Here is a 14,583-nt window from a genome sequence, read left to right as displayed (position 1 = left end):
GCACGGCCGGCTCCCTCTGGCCGAGCCAAGGGTGGCGGCGACCAGCAGCGCGACATCTCACGGTTGTCCGGCATCCAGCTCGAGGGCCGGGCGCTGATGCTGGCCGGGCCGGACGCCGAGAATGCGCGCAGGATCTTCGCCGAGCGCTTTCCCGACGTCGGGGCGAATCCTTCCCCGATCTGGGAGCTGCAACCCGAGAGTATCGCGCTGACCGACAACTCGATCAGTTTCGGCCATCGGGTGCACTGGCCTCGGTAGCCGCGGCGTCGAGGATCGCCGCGGCAGCGGTGTCGAAGCCGCGGTTGCGCGACCCATCGGACAGCCAGGCCATGTGCGGGGTGATCTCGATCGCGGCGACGTCGGCGGCGGGCTCGGCTCCCCAGTCCGGCGGCTCATTGGCCAGGACGTCGAGGACGGCCCCGCGCAGCTGCCGGACTCCACGGCCTGCCGCAGGGCGGCGGTGTCGACCAGCCCGCCCCTGCCGGTGTTGACGATCGCAGAGTCGGGCTTCATCTGTGCCAGCAGGTCGGAGTCCACGAGGTGGCGGGTCTGATCGGTGAGGGCCACATGGAGTGACAGGACGTCGGTCTGCCGGGCCACCTCCTCGATCGTGGGAAGACTGCTGACGTCGGCGGCCTCGGGATAACGCGAGACGTCGGAGCGGTTCCACACCACGACGCGCATGCCCAGCCCGACAAGCATCGGAACCATCCGGCGGGCGACCTCTCCGAAGCCGGCCAGACCGACGGTGGTCTCGGAGAGCATCCGCATATGGGTGCGCCCGACATCCCACGCGTGGGCCCGGGTGTCGGCGGTGGCGCGGGGCAGGTCCTTGGCCAGGGTGAGGATGGCGGTCAGCGCATACTCGGCCACCTCGTCGGCGTTGTAGCCCTTGGCATTGCCCACAGCGATGCCGCGGGCCCGGGCGGCGTCGACATCGATGTGGTCCTGACCCACCGAGGGTGTGGAGATGACGCGCAGGTCCGGGTAGCGGTCCATCGTGGCGGCGTCGATGGGCGAAGCCGGGGGCGCCATGATGCCCACCACGTCCAAGGGATCGACGAGACCCCCGTCGTCAAGGACATTCCCGCCCAGATCGACGAGGCGCAGCTCCGGGCGATGCTCGGCGAACCGGGGGGCGAGCCGGGGGGCGAGCCGGGGGAACTGCTCGACGGACATCGGATTGGGGAACAGCAGAACAACTCGTCGAATCGGCACCGGATCATCGTAGATCCCCCTGTCGGGCGCCCCCGATAACCGATCCGACAACGATCACCCTGCACCCATCATGATTCCGGATCGAGGCCGGCGTCATGAATGAGCAGGGCTGCCTGAACCCGGTTCGTGGTCCCCGTCTTGGCAAGAATGCTGGAGACGTGCGCTTTGACGGTCGGCACCCCCATATAGAGCCGCTGGGCGATGGCGGCATTGGAATCGCCCTGGGCCAGGCGCACAGCGACCTCCCGCTCCCGCGAGGTGAGGCGGTCCAGGCGGCTGCGGGCGCCCCGCCGGCCGGGATCCCCCACTCCACCTGAACCGCTGATTCCAAGGGCCTTGACGACGGCCCGCGTCACTCCCGGTGACAGCACCGAGTCCCCGGCGGCGACGGCGTGGACGGCGCGCACGATCTCAGCCGGCGGGCTGTCCTTGACGATATAGCCGGCCGCCCCGGCGGCCAGAGCACGCAGCACGAGCTCATCCTCGGCATAGGTCGTCAGGATGAGGACGTCGGTTGCGGCACCGCTGCCTGTGATCTTCCGGGTGGCCTCGATGCCGTCCAGCACGGGCATCCGCACATCCATCAGCACGACGTCGACGCCTCCCGCGCCGACGGCCTCCACGGCTGCCCGCCCGTCCCCGGCCTGCCCGACGACATGAAGGTCATCTCTGCCGCCCAGCATCAGCGACAGGCCGGAGCGCACCAACGCGTCGTCGTCCACCAGAAGCACCCGCACCGGCGTGTCAGTCATGATCGCTGCTCATCGGTCGCCTCCGAGGTAAGAGGTAGCTCCGCACAGACCCGGAATCCGCCTCCTGGTGCGGATCCGTACTCCAGTCTCCCGTGCAGGGCGGCCGCCCTTTCCGACAGACCGAGAAGTCCCACCCCGCCGCCCGACGGCGGCTCCTCCTGGCGTGGGGCCCGTTCATTCTCCACGAGGATGCTCAGGTGCAGGTCGTCACTCACGGCGAGCGCCACCCGGACGGGGGCGCCGGGAGCGTGCTTGCCCGCATTGGTGAGGCCCTCCTGGACAATCCGGTACGCCGCGATGCCGCACTGGGATCCGGCCCGGTCGAGATCCACTCCATCAGCGCTGAAGCTGACGTCGCCACCGGCATGGCGGACCCGATCGATGAGTCCGGCGACGTCGCGCAGCCGGGGGGCCGGTGCCCTGGCGGGATCCTCGGGCTCCTCCCGTAGCGCCCGGATCGCGGTGCGCAGCTCGTCGAGCCCGTCGTGCACGGTCTCGCGGATCACTCGGGCCGATGTGGCGATCTCCTCAGGCCGCGCATCAGGGCGCATCTCCAGTGCCCCGGCATGGATACCGAGCACCGCGAATCTGTAGGACAGGACGTCGTGCATGTCGCGGGCGATCCTGCGCCGCTCGGCGGCACGAGCCCGATCGACCGCCTCGACCCGCTCCTCATCGGCCCGGTCCAACCGCTCGACGAGCGTGGCGAGGAGCTGACGGCGGGCCCTCAGATACATTCCCCATCCGGTGAACGACAGCGTCAGCACGAGGGTGACGACGATCCACGGGGCCTTCGGCGTATCGGGGCTCCCGTACAGGGCGAGATTAGGCCAGGCCGCAAGCGAGAAGAGGACGGAGAGGCCGACAGCCTCCGGCGCCCGGCGGTATTCGGCGACGGTGAATACGGCCACCATGGCCAGACCGCTGATCAACGTGGTGAACGTCGACGCCACCAGAACATAGGCGGCGAAATACAGGGGAAATCGCCGTCGCCACCACAGGAGAGCAAATCCGAGGACAGCCAGTCCAGCGTCCATGACATTCAACGCCATCGGTTTCCGCGCGATACCGGGAAACAGCGATCCTGCGACCACGAGACCGAATACGAGCGCGAGGACCGTCATCACGACGTTGGAGGCCACGTCGCGGGCCCGCGACCGCACTACCGGGGGTTGCTCCATAGGGCGTCACGATACCGGCGCCGTCCAATCGATGAGCCCGGATCCACTGGTCCTCTCCACATCCCGTACCAAGGTATGAGTGAACGCATCCGAAAGTATGGGTGAACAAAGACTCATGACGAATTCACCTTCATTCTCGCCAAGGCCAGACTGTGACATATTCACAGTCAACGACAGGAGAGAAACCATGATTAGCAGCGCTGAATACGCGGGAGCCTATGCGACCGAGCTCGAGGCAGCGACCGCAGGTGACAGGACCGCAGGCGGGATCAGCCAGAAGGTACTGTTCCGCCACCGCGGAACCATCGAACTGACCCCCGACCAGCTGGTGCTGAACGACTGGTCCGTCGGCAGGCCCCTCCGGCTCCCCCGATCGGCGGTTCTGGGGATCACCCGCACCTACACCGATCTGTACGGGCGCTTCATCGGCGGCCTCCTGAACTCCGGGAAGCCCCTGATCGTGGACACGACCGAGGGTCGCCTCTACCTGCTCATCGACCACAGGGGATTCATGGAGACCAATCGGAACAAGGCCTGGGAAGAGGCCATCCGAGCATGGCTGGCCTGAGGTGTCGGGTTAACCCGTCCCCGGTTCACCGGACAGCCGCAATGGCAGGACGCCGCCCGGACGGTTGGCTTCAGGTATGAGCTCGTTCACCCCGCAGATCACCGTCGCACTGGCCATTCTGATGGCCGCGCTGGGCTCCTTCGGCCTGGCCGCCGGATCGGTGGTTCAGCACAGCTCGGTTCAGCACAGTTCCGTCCAGCACAGCTCGGTCGCCGTTGGCCGGTCCGACGAGGGCTTGATGTCCCTGCGTCAGCTCGCCGGCCTGCTGACCGACCGACGCTGGCTGGCGGGAATGGCGATCATCATCGCCGGAACCGCGCTCAACATCGCGGCGATCTTCCTGGCCCCGGTCTCGGTGGTCCAGCCGGTCGGGGTGCTGGCCGTCGTCTGGTCGGTGCTGCTGACCGCTCGCATCGACGGCGCACGTCCCCGTCCTCCTCGCACCCGAAAACTCGTCTGGGCCGCGATTCTCGTGACGATCGCCGGTCTGGCCGGATTCACCGCCCTGTCCGCGGCCACGCGGGCGCACCGCAGCCTCCGGATCTGGGCCATGCCGGCGTCGTCGCCGCGGCGTCCGGCGTCGTCGGCCTGACCTTGGCGGCGTCCCACCGGCTGGCCCGCCCCCGCGACAGAGCCCTGATGCTGGCCACCGCAGGGGCCCTCTTCTACGGCCTCACCGCAGCCTTGGTGAAGCTCGTCTCCGCCTGCTGACCGGCGGGCATGCGATCACCTCGGCCCCGGTGCTGCTCACCGCCGCGGCCATCGCCGGGGCCGCGGTGATCGGGGTGCTCATCGTCCAGCAGGCCTGCGCGGCCGGCCGGGCGGAGGTGACCGTCGGGGCCCTGACCACCATCGATCCGATCGTGGCGGTCGTCTTCGGGATGGTCGCCCTCGGCGAGGGCGCCAGTGCCGGGGCCCCGGTCATCGCGGGCATGGCCGTCTGCGGCGCGGTGGCGGCCCTCGGTGTCGCCGCTCTCTCACGGTTTCAGCCGCCCCACTCCCCCCGTCCACACTCCTCCGGAGGTTCCCATGATCACCCGTCCTCGTCACCATGACCTGTGCGTCGCAGTCGTCTCCGACTACTCCCTGGCCCATCTCGGCGGCGCCGAGAACGCCTACGCCGACCAGGTCCGAGCGCTGTCGGGAGTGGCCGACGTGCTGGCGGTCAGCCCGCCCAGCGGGCGACTCGAACGGCTCGGGGAGCACGACGGCGTCACCACGTTCCCGATCAGCGCCGCGCTCACCCTGCCCGGACTGGGCCTGCCGGTGATCCGCAACACCGAACGGCTGCGGGCCCGGCTGCGACAAGCGTTCAATGTCCGCAACGTCGACGTCGTCCACTCCGAGTTCGGGCTGGCGGCCGCCGCCATCGCGGTCGCAAAAGAGCTGGGCATCCCCACCGTCGAGACCGTGCACACCTTCTTCTGGCAGACCCGGGCGCCGGTGCAGACCCTCCTGGCGCACGCCGTACCGCGGTTCCATCGTGCCGTCACCGGCCTGGAGCCCACCGCTGACATCCTCGCGGAGCGCCGCGGCGACTCGGCGCTGCGCAACATGACGCTGACCCTGGCTCGCCGGGTCGACCGGGTGATCTCCCCCTCGGCCCACCAGGCTGTGAGGCTGCGGTGGGCAGGGTTGCCGAAGGTGGACGTCGTGCCCAACTCGGCTCCCGCGAATCCGGCTGCCGAGCCCCTGACAAGGGTCGCCGGGCCGCTGCGGGTGCTGTGGATCGGCCGCTTCACCCCCGAGAAGCGCGTCGTGGCGTTCGTCGAGGCTGCACTGAAGGCGCTGGACGCCGTCGGACCCGACAACCTCCGGGTGGACATGGTGGGCACCGGCCCGCAGTTCTGCCAGGTGGCGCGGATGGTCGACGAGCGGCCCGGAATCCATCTGGCGGGGGCCCTGCCGAATCACCTGATCCCGGCCCGCCTGAGGCGCAATCACGTCACGGTGCTGAGCTCGATCGGCTGGGACAACCAGCCGATGACGGTGGCCGAGTCCGTCACCGCGCTGCGCGGCGTCATCTGGTGCGACCCGGCCCTGGCTGAGGGCCTAGTCGCCACCAAGGGGCTGCCGGGGGCCGGGATGCCCGCCTTCGAGGACCAGGGCCCAGGGAAGCCGATCTCCGGACAGCCGGGCATCGATCTGGCGAGCATCCTCGCTGGGCTGGCGCTGTCCCCCGGGCCGGTGATCGAAGCCTCACGCCGCGCCATGAGCGCCCGCGACCTGTTCACCGCCGGTCACTTCACTTCATCTGTTCTGGACGTCTACCGCCGGGCCGGCGTCCGCGACTGCACTGACATCCGCAGCTGCGCTGATGCACCCATCACGAGCCCGACAGAACTGGAGAACGCATCATGAGGATCCTCATCGGAACCGACACCTACCCGCCTACCGTCAACGGCGCCGCGCAGTTCACCCGGAGTCTGGCCCGCGGCCTGGCGGCCCGCGGGCACCAGGTGCACCTGGCCTGCCCCTCCCCCGTCGGCACACCGGGTGAGCTGATCGACGACGCCGGCGTCGTCGTCCACCGCTTCCGCTCCTTCCGCTACGCCGGATACCGAGACTTCCCGGTGACCCGGCCGACCGGCATCCGTGCCGCGGCGGGAAGGCTCCTGGACGACGTCCGTCCCGACGCCGTCCACGTCCAGAGCGGCTTCTTCCTCGGTCGGGCACTGGTCGTCGAGGCCAGGCGCCGCGGCATCGGCATCGTGGCCACCAACCACCTCATGCCCGAGAACGTGCTCGACCATCTGCCCTGTCCCGAGATGCTGCGCCCGGCGGTCGCCAAGGCGCTGTGGCGCGACGTGAGGCGGGTCTACCTGCAGGCCGACGCCGTCACCTCGCCGACTCAGAAGGCGGTCGACCTCATGTACGCCGACACCGGGATCGACGGACTGGCGGTCTCCAACGGGGTCGATCTGGACCGCTACCGGCGGATCCCCCGGGTGATGTCCGGGGACCCGGTGGTGCTGTTCGTCGGCCGACTGGATCCGGAGAAGCATCTGGAGGACATCATCGCCGCGATGGCCCTGCTGCCCGATGACGTGCCGGGGCGCCTGGACACCGTCGGAGCCGGATCGGCACGTACCGAGTGGGAGCGACTGGCCGCCGACCTGGATCTGGGCCCCGACCGGGTGCGCTTCCTGGGCAAGGTGTCCGACGCCGAGCTGCTGAAGGCCTACGGCCGGGCGAGCGTGTTCGCCATGCCCGGCACCGCCGAACTGCAGTCCCTGGTGACCCTGGAGGCGATGGCCACCGGGATGCCGGTGGTGGCCGCCGACGCGATGGCCCTGCCCCATCTGGTGCACCACGGCGACAACGGGTTCCTCTACACCCCCGGTGACGCCACAGCCCTGGCCGGGCACCTGACCCAGCTGCTGAGCAACGCCGGGCTGCGCCACAGGATGGCCGAGGCGGGACGGCACATTGTGGAAGCGCACGGTTTCGCCCGCACTCTCGACACCTTCGAGTGGCTCTACGAGCAGGTCCGCCGCCCCACCCCGCGGGCCTCCCGGGTGGCGCGCCGCCAGATCACGGCGCTCACCGCCCTGTTCACCAAAACCACCATCGACGACGAGGAGAAGGTCACCATCGAGGCCGCCGAGCCCGTCGCCACGATCCTCGACACCGCCGCGAAAACGAAGAACGTCAACGCCCGAACCCCATCCCGCATTGAAGCGGGGCAAGGTTCGAACGTTGCCGATTATGTGGAGCATAGGGGATTTGAACCCCTGACCTCTTCCATGCCATGGAAGCGCGCTACCAACTGCGCCAATGCCCCAGATTTCTGGCATCACCACTCTCGCGGCGACCAGAGAAACACTAGCGCACCGCTTCAAGCCGCGCCAAATTCAGACAACGCGACACATCTCCCTCGGCCAATGCCGGTCACGGCACGATGGATAGTTGCGGCGATAACAACTTCGCGTTTGGCCGTCGCATCGGACAGGTACCCAGCGCGTGGTTTCACAGCCGGACGATCAGGCCCGGAGGCCGCGGACGCCGCCTGAGCCCCACCAGACTCGGGTCCGCTGATATAGCGAACACATGCAACTGCGGCAGCCGAAGCCATCACGCCCCGGCTACCCTGATGGCGTGAGCTTGCGCATTGAATCGCTATCGTCCGCAACCGCGATCGGGCTGATGGCAGGAGCCGCCGCAGACGCCGTCTTCGGGGATCCGAAGCGGCATCACCCGGTTGCCTGGTTCGGCAGTTGGGCGTTGTGGCTGGAGAAGCACCTGTACCAAGACTCGATCGGCCGCGGAGCACTGTTCACGGCGACCGCGCTTGCACCCGTAGCAGCCATTGGGCTCGCGGCCGACCGTCTCACTCGCAACCACCCGCTGGCGCGTGCGGCGCTCACCGCCACCGCAACCTGGGCGGTCCTCGGCGGGCACAACCTCGCTTCCGAAGGCGAGCAGATGGCCGACGATCTGGCGGACGACGATATTCCAGCAGCTCGGGACCGGCTCACCCACCTGTGCAGCCGCAACCCCGAAGACCTGGACGCTGCCGAACTGGCCAGAGGCACCGTCGAATCGCTCGCCGAGAACACCTCGGACGCCGTGGTCTGCTCACTGTTCTGGGGATCGGCCGCAGGAATTCTGGGGCTGCTGCTGCATCGGGCCATCAACACCTTGGACGCGATGGTTGGCTATCACAATCCGCGGTACGAGAACTTCGGCAAGGCCTCTGCGATCGTGGACGACGTGGCCGCCTATATTCCGGCCAGGCTGTCGGGTGCGATCTCCAGCGCATTGGCTCCCACCATCGGCGGCAGCGCGCCGAACGCGTGGCGGGTCATGATGCGCGATGCCCGCAACCACCCCAGCCCCAACGGCGGCTGGTGCGAGGCGGCCTGGGCGGGAGCCCTCGGCACCCACCTGGGTGGTGCGTCCGACTATCACGGACGCGTAGAGGAGCGTCCTGCGCTCGGCGATCCCGGTACCCCGGCGCCAGATGTACGGACGATCAGGCGGGCGTCCACACTTGTCAGCGCGGTCACAGCAGCGTCCGCAGGCATCGCCGCGACGATGACAATCGTGACCGGGCTGGTGACGAAAAGAAGAACTCGCTAGTCGCTGAGCAGGAGCCCCTCGGCTTGCTGGTTCCAGCTGACCAGCTTCCAATAGCCCTCGGTGCGGGCACCGAGCACCGTCCAGCCGCAGTTCGACATGCCCGCCAGGCTCGTGGAGGATTCGTAGTCCCAGCCGAGCACGCCTGCGGTTCCCATCCTGATCGCCAATCCGTGGCTGGCCACCACGACGGTCTGACCGGGGTGCTTCGCGGCGATCTCGCGCAAGGCCTCGGAGATACGCACTGCCACCTCGGTGCAGGTCTCCCCCGTCGGTGAGCGCCGCACGTCACGTCCCTCGGCGAGCCCGGCAACAAAGTCCGGGTTCTCGCGATAGATGTCGTCTGCGAGCATGCCTTCCCAGGAACCGACGTTGACCTCTTCGAGGCGGACATCGCTCGTGATGGGCAGGTCGACCCGACGGGCCAACGCCTCAGCAGTGACATGGGCCCGATGCAGCGGGGAGGCATAGATCGCGTCAATCGGCAGCTTCGACAAAGGCTCCGCAGCGATCTCGGCCTGCTTGAGCCCCACCTCGTTCAGCGGCACATCGAGCTGCCCCTGAAATCGATGTTCTACGTTGTAGGCGGTCTGCCCGTGCCGCCACAAGATGATGTGAGTGCGTGCGTCGGCCACTACGCGTCGCCCTCCGCATCCTCAGCCGGCTGATCGCGATGGCCGGTGGGTGACAGGACCTCTTCCAGGCCGTCGCGCTCGGCGAACGACTGCCGGGTCCCGGTGAACTCCTCGCCAGCGGCGAAGTCCTCGTCCGACACAGCGGAGCCTTGTTCATCGGTTGCCGAATCGGAACCGGAAGCAGACTCGTCGTCCGCCAGCTTGAGATCGACGACCGGGCAGTCCTTCCACAGCCGCTCCAGCGCATAGAGCTCACGTTCTTCGGTGTGCTGCACGTGCACCACGACATCGCCGTAGTCGAGCAGCACCCAGCGGTTCTCGGAGCCACCCTCCCTGCGAAGCGGACGCAGGTCTTCGGTGATGATCAGGTTGTCCTCGATCTCGTCGACGATCGCGCCCACCAATCGCTCGTTGTTCGCGCTCACGATCAAGAAGATGTCGGCAATGGCCAGCGGCTCCGACACATCGAACGCGACGATGTCGAGGCCTTTCTTGTCGTGGGCGGCCTGCGCGGCGACCCGGGCGATCTTGATGGCTTCTTCGGTAGCGCTCACATCACATCCAGACTGATCATGTGCTGATCTAGAAATCCTTGCTTACCAGTCGACATTATCGGCCTCCAGCGTTTCCCCCTCATTTGCCGGGGTATAGAGGCCGCGTTTGGCAACATATTGGACGACGCCATCCGGCACCAGATACCACAGCGGCAACCCCTCGCGCACCCTGTTGCGGCACTCGGTCGAGCTGATCGCCAGTGCCGGCACCTCCAACCTGGTCACCTTCTCGGCAGGCAGATGGCTGAGATCGCGGGCTCTCAGATCGACGCCGGGACGAGACACCCCGACGAAGTTGGCCAGATCGAAGAGCTCCTCTGCACCACGCCAGGTGAGAATCGAGCCCAAAGCATCAGCACCAGTGATGAAGGTCAGGTCGACATCTTCGCCGCGTTCGGACTTGAGCTCTTTGAGGGTGTCGACCGTGTAGGTGTTGCCCACCCGGTCGATATCGACCCTGGAGACACTGAACCTTGGGTTGGACGCTGTCGCGATCACCGTCATGAGATAGCGGTCTTCGCGATTGCTGACCTTTCGTCCGGCCTTTTGCCACGGAGTGCCGGTGGGCACGAACACGACTTCTTGCAGATCGAAGCGGGCAGCGACTTCGCTGGCCGCCACGAGGTGCCCATGATGGATAGGGTCGAAAGTGCCACCCATCACGCCCAGCCGATAGCGATTTTTGCCGTCGCGAATGCGGGCGAGTCCCAGGTCAATCGACTCGTGCAGTTGTTCACCGAGGTCGGTCATGGCAGCACAATACTGGTATCGCTATGCCGGAAGGTATTCGTTGGCCGCGGCGTCGGGCGTCGAGTGTACGCGGACGCAGTGGGTGACCTGTTGTGTCATGCCGGAAGGTATTCGTTCGTCGTGGCGTCGGCCCCATCGACAGCCGATTCGAGCAATCCGTTGTCGAACATCCAGGACGCATAGGTTGCCCAGTCGTCGCCTGATTGGGTGCCGAAGCCGTCTGTCGGAAGAAGCTCGATTGTGGCGTCCACCATCTTCGCGAGTACCTCGGGGTCGTACGATCCCTCGGTCTCAGGAGTTAGCGCGTCGATCGCTGCCTGTGGGTCGGCGATGGCGGCTTGTTGGCCCTGGGCGGTGCCGGCAAGAAATGCTCTGACCCGTTCGGCGTAGTCGGCGTCGTCTTGCAGGCGTTGCGGGTTGGCGATGATGACCAGTTCGGCATAGTCGGGCACGCCCAGATCGGTGGCCGGCAGAATGCGGAAGTCTCCCTGTTCGGCGAGTTCGACTCCCTCGATGTTGCGGAAGGCGCCAAAGATGGCGTCCACCTGATCGGTCAGCAGCGCCTGGTTGAGGCTTTGCTGCACATTCGGCAGTTGAATGGACGACGGGTCGACGTTGGCATTGCGGGCGATGAAATCGATGGTCGGCTCTTGGGAGGCCAGCCCGGACAATCCGATCGTCGTGCCGCCGAGGTCGGCGGCGGATTCGATTCCCGAGTCGTATCTGGTGATCAGCGAGGTGAGCGAGGTCGGAATCAAGGCCGCCACCGAAATCACGTCCAACCCGGAGTCGATCGCGATCAGGGTGTCGGGCTCATACGAGACCGCCAGGTCGACGCGTCCGAGCGATACCTCGCGGGCGGCGTCCGCGGTGTTCGAGGGCGTGGTGAAGGCCACATTGACCCCGGCGTCCTGGTACGCGCCGGTGTGCTGAGCCGCATAGAGTGCCACGTGGTCGGGGTTGGGTGCCCAATCCAGCAGGACGCTCACCTGCGCGCCGCTCTCCCCCGCGCCCGATGTGGTGGGATCGTCCGGCGATGAGCCGCATGCGGTCAACGCCAGGCAGGCCGCCAGTGTGACTGCTGTCAATGATCCGAATTTCGCCCTACCCCATCGCATTGCTGTCTTCATTTCTCAGCTCCTCCGTTGAGTGGCCTGCACGGGCAGGCCGAGTTCACATGGCTTCGTATCGATCCGCCACTCGCCCGGGCCGACTCGGTGCTGGCCAATGTGGTTATCTGTTCCACGGCCATCAGGCTTCGCTTTCTCGTGTGGGCGTGTTCCAAGAACAAACCAGACGCTCGAGCAGCGTCACAGCGCCGAGCAAGGTCGCCGACATGACGGTGAGGACGACGACCTGCGCGAAGACGAAGTCGGTCTGCATGCGTGGGATGGCCTGCAGCATCAGGTATCCGATGCCGTTGGTCGATCCGGTGTATTCGGCGAAGACCGCGGCGACCGGCGCAAACGTCACCGAAACTCGCAGTCCCGCGAACCCTCGGGGTGCCGCCGCAGGCAGCCGTAGTCTCCATAACAGTTCATGTCTGGAGGCGTGCAGGCTGCGCATCGTGTCGACCAAACGGGCGTCCACCGAGCGAATGCCGGCCAGCAGATTGAGTGCGACCGGGAAGAAGCAGAGCAAGGCGACCACGATCACCTTGGGGCTCATGCCATAGCCCAGCGCGATGGTCAGCAGCGGGCCGACGACGATCACCGGTATCGCCTGAGACGCGATCAACAACGGAGTCATCGCGGTGCCGATCACCGGCAAGTAGCCCGAGATGACCACGGTGATCACGGCCACCATGACCCCGACCAGCACGCCAACCACGGTTTCCGCGAGAGTGAGCCAGGTGGCGGAAGCCAGTCTGGTCGGCCAGGTGGTGACCAGCGAGTGCAGCACCGCCCCGGGTGAGGGAATGACGTAGTCGGGCACGAACCCGCCTGCGGTAATAACGATCCACAACGTCAGCACCAGGACGATCGTGATGATCGGTGGAACTGCCATTTTCCAGAACCATCCCCTCCCTGCGGGAACTCCGGAATGGTGGGCCGTAGGCTTATGGGTCTTCCTAGAATCCGGCATCAGCCCACCTTCCCATCACAGCCGAACCGGATATCACTTCAGGGAAAGCATTCCCGTCCCGAGCACCCTGCAGACCAACCCGGAAAGCGCAGGACCAGGATTCATCGCCAGGGCGTTTGACCGTGCGGTCAGGTTCCCCATGCGATCGATTGCTCTCGGATGTCAGAGCATCCACATTCGCAAATTGCCGCCTCTTGGTCCTTGACGAGTCGCGAGAGCTCATAGCTGTTCCCGCCCGTCTTCCACCATCCGATGACCCGCGAACGATCCCAGGATCTCTTGGCGGGCGCGCGCGAATTCGGGATCTCCGAGCAGCCGGTCACGCGGTCTGTCATCGGCGAACCAGCCCGGCCACGAGGCGATCGCGCTGGCCGGCTCCCCCGGCTGCGTCCCGGCCAGCAGCACGACTCGATCGGAGAGCAGCAGGGCTTCGTCCACGTCGTGGGTGACCATGATCATGGTTGCCTTGGTGCGAATCATCGTTTCGCGTAGCCATTGCTGGATCTCGGCGCGGGTGATGGCGTCGAGGGCCCCGAGCGGCTCGTCCGCCAGCAATATGGGCTTGTCGGCCAGCAGTGCGCGGGCCAGTGCGGCGCGCTGGCGCATACCGCCCGATAGTGCGGCCGGACGCGAAGATTCCCAATCCGACAAACCCCATTGCTGCAACGTGGCATGTGCTCGGTCTCTGGCGAGAGGGCGTTTGATGCCACGGTTGCGCAGGCTGATCGCGACATTGTCGAGCAGGTTCAGCCACGGCAGCAATGAATCGCCCTGGGGCATGATCGCGCAGGACGCAAGCCTGCCGGCGGGGTCGTCGCGTCCGAGCACGCTGACCGTGCCGGCATCGGGTTCGCGCAGCCCGGCGATGATGGAGAGCAGCGTGGATTTGCCGCAACCGGAGCGTCCGATCAATGCGATGTGTCGGCCTTCGGACACGGTGAGCTGCACCCTTCCCAGAACAGCGCGCTCATCTTTCGGATAGCGGTAGCCGACATCGTGGACGACGATCGCGGGTCCCGAAGAATCGGCCGGCGCGTCCATGGTCATCGACATCCCTCCGCTCATCCGAATGAGATCAGGTTCAACGAGTCATTTCTCAGCCGTGAGAACCAAGCGGTTTCACGGCACCCCGTGTCTTCGGCGATCACTATAGCAACCTCGACGGTTGTGCCCGCCCCAAACACTTGTACGGCAATACGGAAGTACGTATTATTTCATCTATGGACGAATCAATGCAGTCACTGCGAGACGAGTTGCGAGATCTGTCAAACCGGGTTGACGAACTCGAGAAGCGCGCACAGAAGTCATCCTCGTCCACCAATCCAACCACCGAGTCTGATGGATTCTGGGCGCTGAACGAGCTGCAATCCAGGCTTTCCGATGACCAAACAACGTCCGATGGTGCGGTGATGCTGGTTGGTTCACTCACGCTTGCAGAGGGTGGACCGATCGCCTGGCAGCAAACCATCGGCACCTCCGGACTGATCGAGTCGGATTGGTCCGAACAAGCCGCAGTATTCGCGGCACTTGGCCACCCGGTGCGCGTTGAACTACTCCGGCAGATTCTCTCCGGTGTTCACCACACGGCGGACCTGGCCGCAATTGAGTCACTCGGCACGACCGGCCAGCTGCATCACCATCTACGCCAATTGGTCGCCACCGGTTGGGTGCGCCAAACCGGACGGGGAAGCTACGAGATTCCACCCGCGCGAATAGTCCCGCTGCTGATCTGTATCGCGAGTGCAGAACGGTAATCGCGCA

General features: G+C 66.3%; 14 protein-coding genes, 1 tRNA gene and 2 pseudogenes. 7 read left to right on the top strand and 10 right to left on the bottom strand.

What is annotated here, in order from left to right; genetic code table 11:
* Window positions 1-57: 57 nt before the first annotated feature.
* From QQ658_RS04095 to QQ658_RS04085, 3 genes are all read right to left on the bottom strand, one after another.
* Complete coding sequence (locus QQ658_RS04095; protein WP_286026397.1) at window positions 58-1,218, bottom strand: NAD(P)-dependent oxidoreductase; 1,161 nt, start codon at window positions 1,216-1,218, stop codon at window positions 58-60.
* Between the two features lie 68 nt (window positions 1,219-1,286).
* Window positions 1,287-1,970 carry a response regulator gene (locus tag QQ658_RS04090; protein ID WP_286026396.1) on the bottom strand — a complete coding sequence of 228 codons (684 nt, stop codon included), beginning with the start codon at window positions 1,968-1,970 and terminating at the stop codon, window positions 1,287-1,289.
* Window positions 1,967-3,151: a sensor histidine kinase gene (locus tag QQ658_RS04085; protein WP_286026395.1), complete on the bottom strand. Its 1,185-nt coding sequence runs from the start codon at window positions 3,149-3,151 to the stop codon at window positions 1,967-1,969. The genes QQ658_RS04090 and QQ658_RS04085 overlap by 4 nt, the downstream gene beginning before the upstream one ends.
* A gap of 187 nt (window positions 3,152-3,338) precedes the next feature.
* Here QQ658_RS04085 and QQ658_RS04080 point away from each other — a divergent pair, with 187 nt between their 5' ends.
* From QQ658_RS04080 to QQ658_RS04060, 5 genes and pseudogenes are all read left to right on the top strand, one after another.
* Window positions 3,339-3,719 carry a hypothetical protein gene (locus tag QQ658_RS04080; RefSeq protein ID WP_286026394.1) on the top strand — a complete coding sequence of 127 codons (381 nt, stop codon included), beginning with the start codon at window positions 3,339-3,341 and terminating at the stop codon, window positions 3,717-3,719.
* A gap of 76 nt (window positions 3,720-3,795) precedes the next feature.
* On the top strand, window positions 3,796-4,311 hold the full coding sequence (locus QQ658_RS04075; RefSeq protein WP_286026393.1) for a DMT family transporter: 516 nt from the start codon (window positions 3,796-3,798) through the stop codon (window positions 4,309-4,311).
* A gap of 148 nt (window positions 4,312-4,459) precedes the next feature.
* Window positions 4,460-4,774, top strand: a complete 315-nt coding sequence (locus QQ658_RS04070) for a hypothetical protein (RefSeq protein WP_286026392.1) — start codon at window positions 4,460-4,462, stop codon at window positions 4,772-4,774.
* Window positions 4,749-6,080 (top strand): glycosyltransferase family 4 protein, encoded by a 1,332-nt coding sequence (locus QQ658_RS04065; protein WP_286026391.1) that lies wholly within the window; start codon window positions 4,749-4,751, stop codon window positions 6,078-6,080. Before QQ658_RS04070 ends, QQ658_RS04065 begins: the two co-directional genes overlap by 26 nt.
* Window positions 6,077-7,117: pseudogene (locus tag QQ658_RS04060) on the top strand (glycosyltransferase); the annotation flags it as partial. The gene QQ658_RS04065 and the pseudogene QQ658_RS04060, both read left to right, overlap by 4 nt.
* A gap of 313 nt (window positions 7,118-7,430) precedes the next feature.
* Here QQ658_RS04060 and QQ658_RS04055 read toward each other — a convergent pair.
* Window positions 7,431-7,503 (bottom strand) — tRNA-Ala (locus QQ658_RS04055).
* Window positions 7,504-7,817: 314 nt separating this feature from the next.
* Between QQ658_RS04055 and QQ658_RS04050 the strand changes: the two genes are divergently transcribed.
* The gene (locus QQ658_RS04050) at window positions 7,818-8,801 is read left to right on the top strand and encodes a cobalamin biosynthesis protein (protein ID WP_286026390.1); all 984 of its coding nucleotides are present in this window, start codon (window positions 7,818-7,820) and stop codon (window positions 8,799-8,801) included.
* Here QQ658_RS04050 and QQ658_RS04045 read toward each other — a convergent pair.
* The 6 genes and pseudogenes from QQ658_RS04045 to QQ658_RS04020 form a co-directional block, all read right to left on the bottom strand.
* Window positions 8,798-9,433 (bottom strand): histidine phosphatase family protein, encoded by a 636-nt coding sequence (locus tag QQ658_RS04045; protein ID WP_286026389.1) that lies wholly within the window; start codon window positions 9,431-9,433, stop codon window positions 8,798-8,800. The two genes, QQ658_RS04050 and QQ658_RS04045, sit on opposite strands and share 4 nt — an antisense overlap.
* Window positions 9,434-9,582: 149 nt before the next feature.
* A pseudogene (gene rsfS / locus QQ658_RS04040) lies at window positions 9,583-9,987 on the bottom strand (ribosome silencing factor); the annotation flags it as partial.
* Between the two features lie 42 nt (window positions 9,988-10,029).
* On the bottom strand, window positions 10,030-10,737 hold the full coding sequence (nadD, locus tag QQ658_RS04035) for a nicotinate-nucleotide adenylyltransferase (RefSeq protein ID WP_286026388.1): 708 nt from the start codon (window positions 10,735-10,737) through the stop codon (window positions 10,030-10,032).
* Between the two features lie 95 nt (window positions 10,738-10,832).
* Entirely contained in the window at window positions 10,833-11,867 is a 1,035-nt protein-coding gene (locus QQ658_RS04030; protein ID WP_286026387.1) for an ABC transporter substrate-binding protein, read from the bottom strand.
* A gap of 121 nt (window positions 11,868-11,988) precedes the next feature.
* Window positions 11,989-12,744, bottom strand: a complete 756-nt coding sequence (locus QQ658_RS04025; protein WP_286026386.1) for an ABC transporter permease — start codon at window positions 12,742-12,744, stop codon at window positions 11,989-11,991.
* Window positions 12,745-13,041: 297 nt separating this feature from the next.
* Entirely contained in the window at window positions 13,042-13,887 is an 846-nt protein-coding gene (locus QQ658_RS04020) for an ABC transporter ATP-binding protein (protein ID WP_286026385.1), read from the bottom strand.
* A gap of 155 nt (window positions 13,888-14,042) precedes the next feature.
* On the opposite strand from QQ658_RS04020, the gene QQ658_RS04015 reads away from it, so the two are divergent.
* On the top strand, window positions 14,043-14,576 hold the full coding sequence (locus tag QQ658_RS04015) for an ArsR/SmtB family transcription factor (protein ID WP_286026384.1): 534 nt from the start codon (window positions 14,043-14,045) through the stop codon (window positions 14,574-14,576).
* Window positions 14,577-14,583: the final 7 nt, after the last annotated feature.

The sequence above is a fragment of the Propionimicrobium sp. PCR01-08-3 genome (assembly GCF_030286045.1).
In the GTDB taxonomy this organism is placed as follows: Bacteria; Actinomycetota; Actinomycetes; order Propionibacteriales; family Propionibacteriaceae; genus Brooklawnia.
This window is presented reverse-complemented; position numbering and strand designations above follow the sequence as displayed.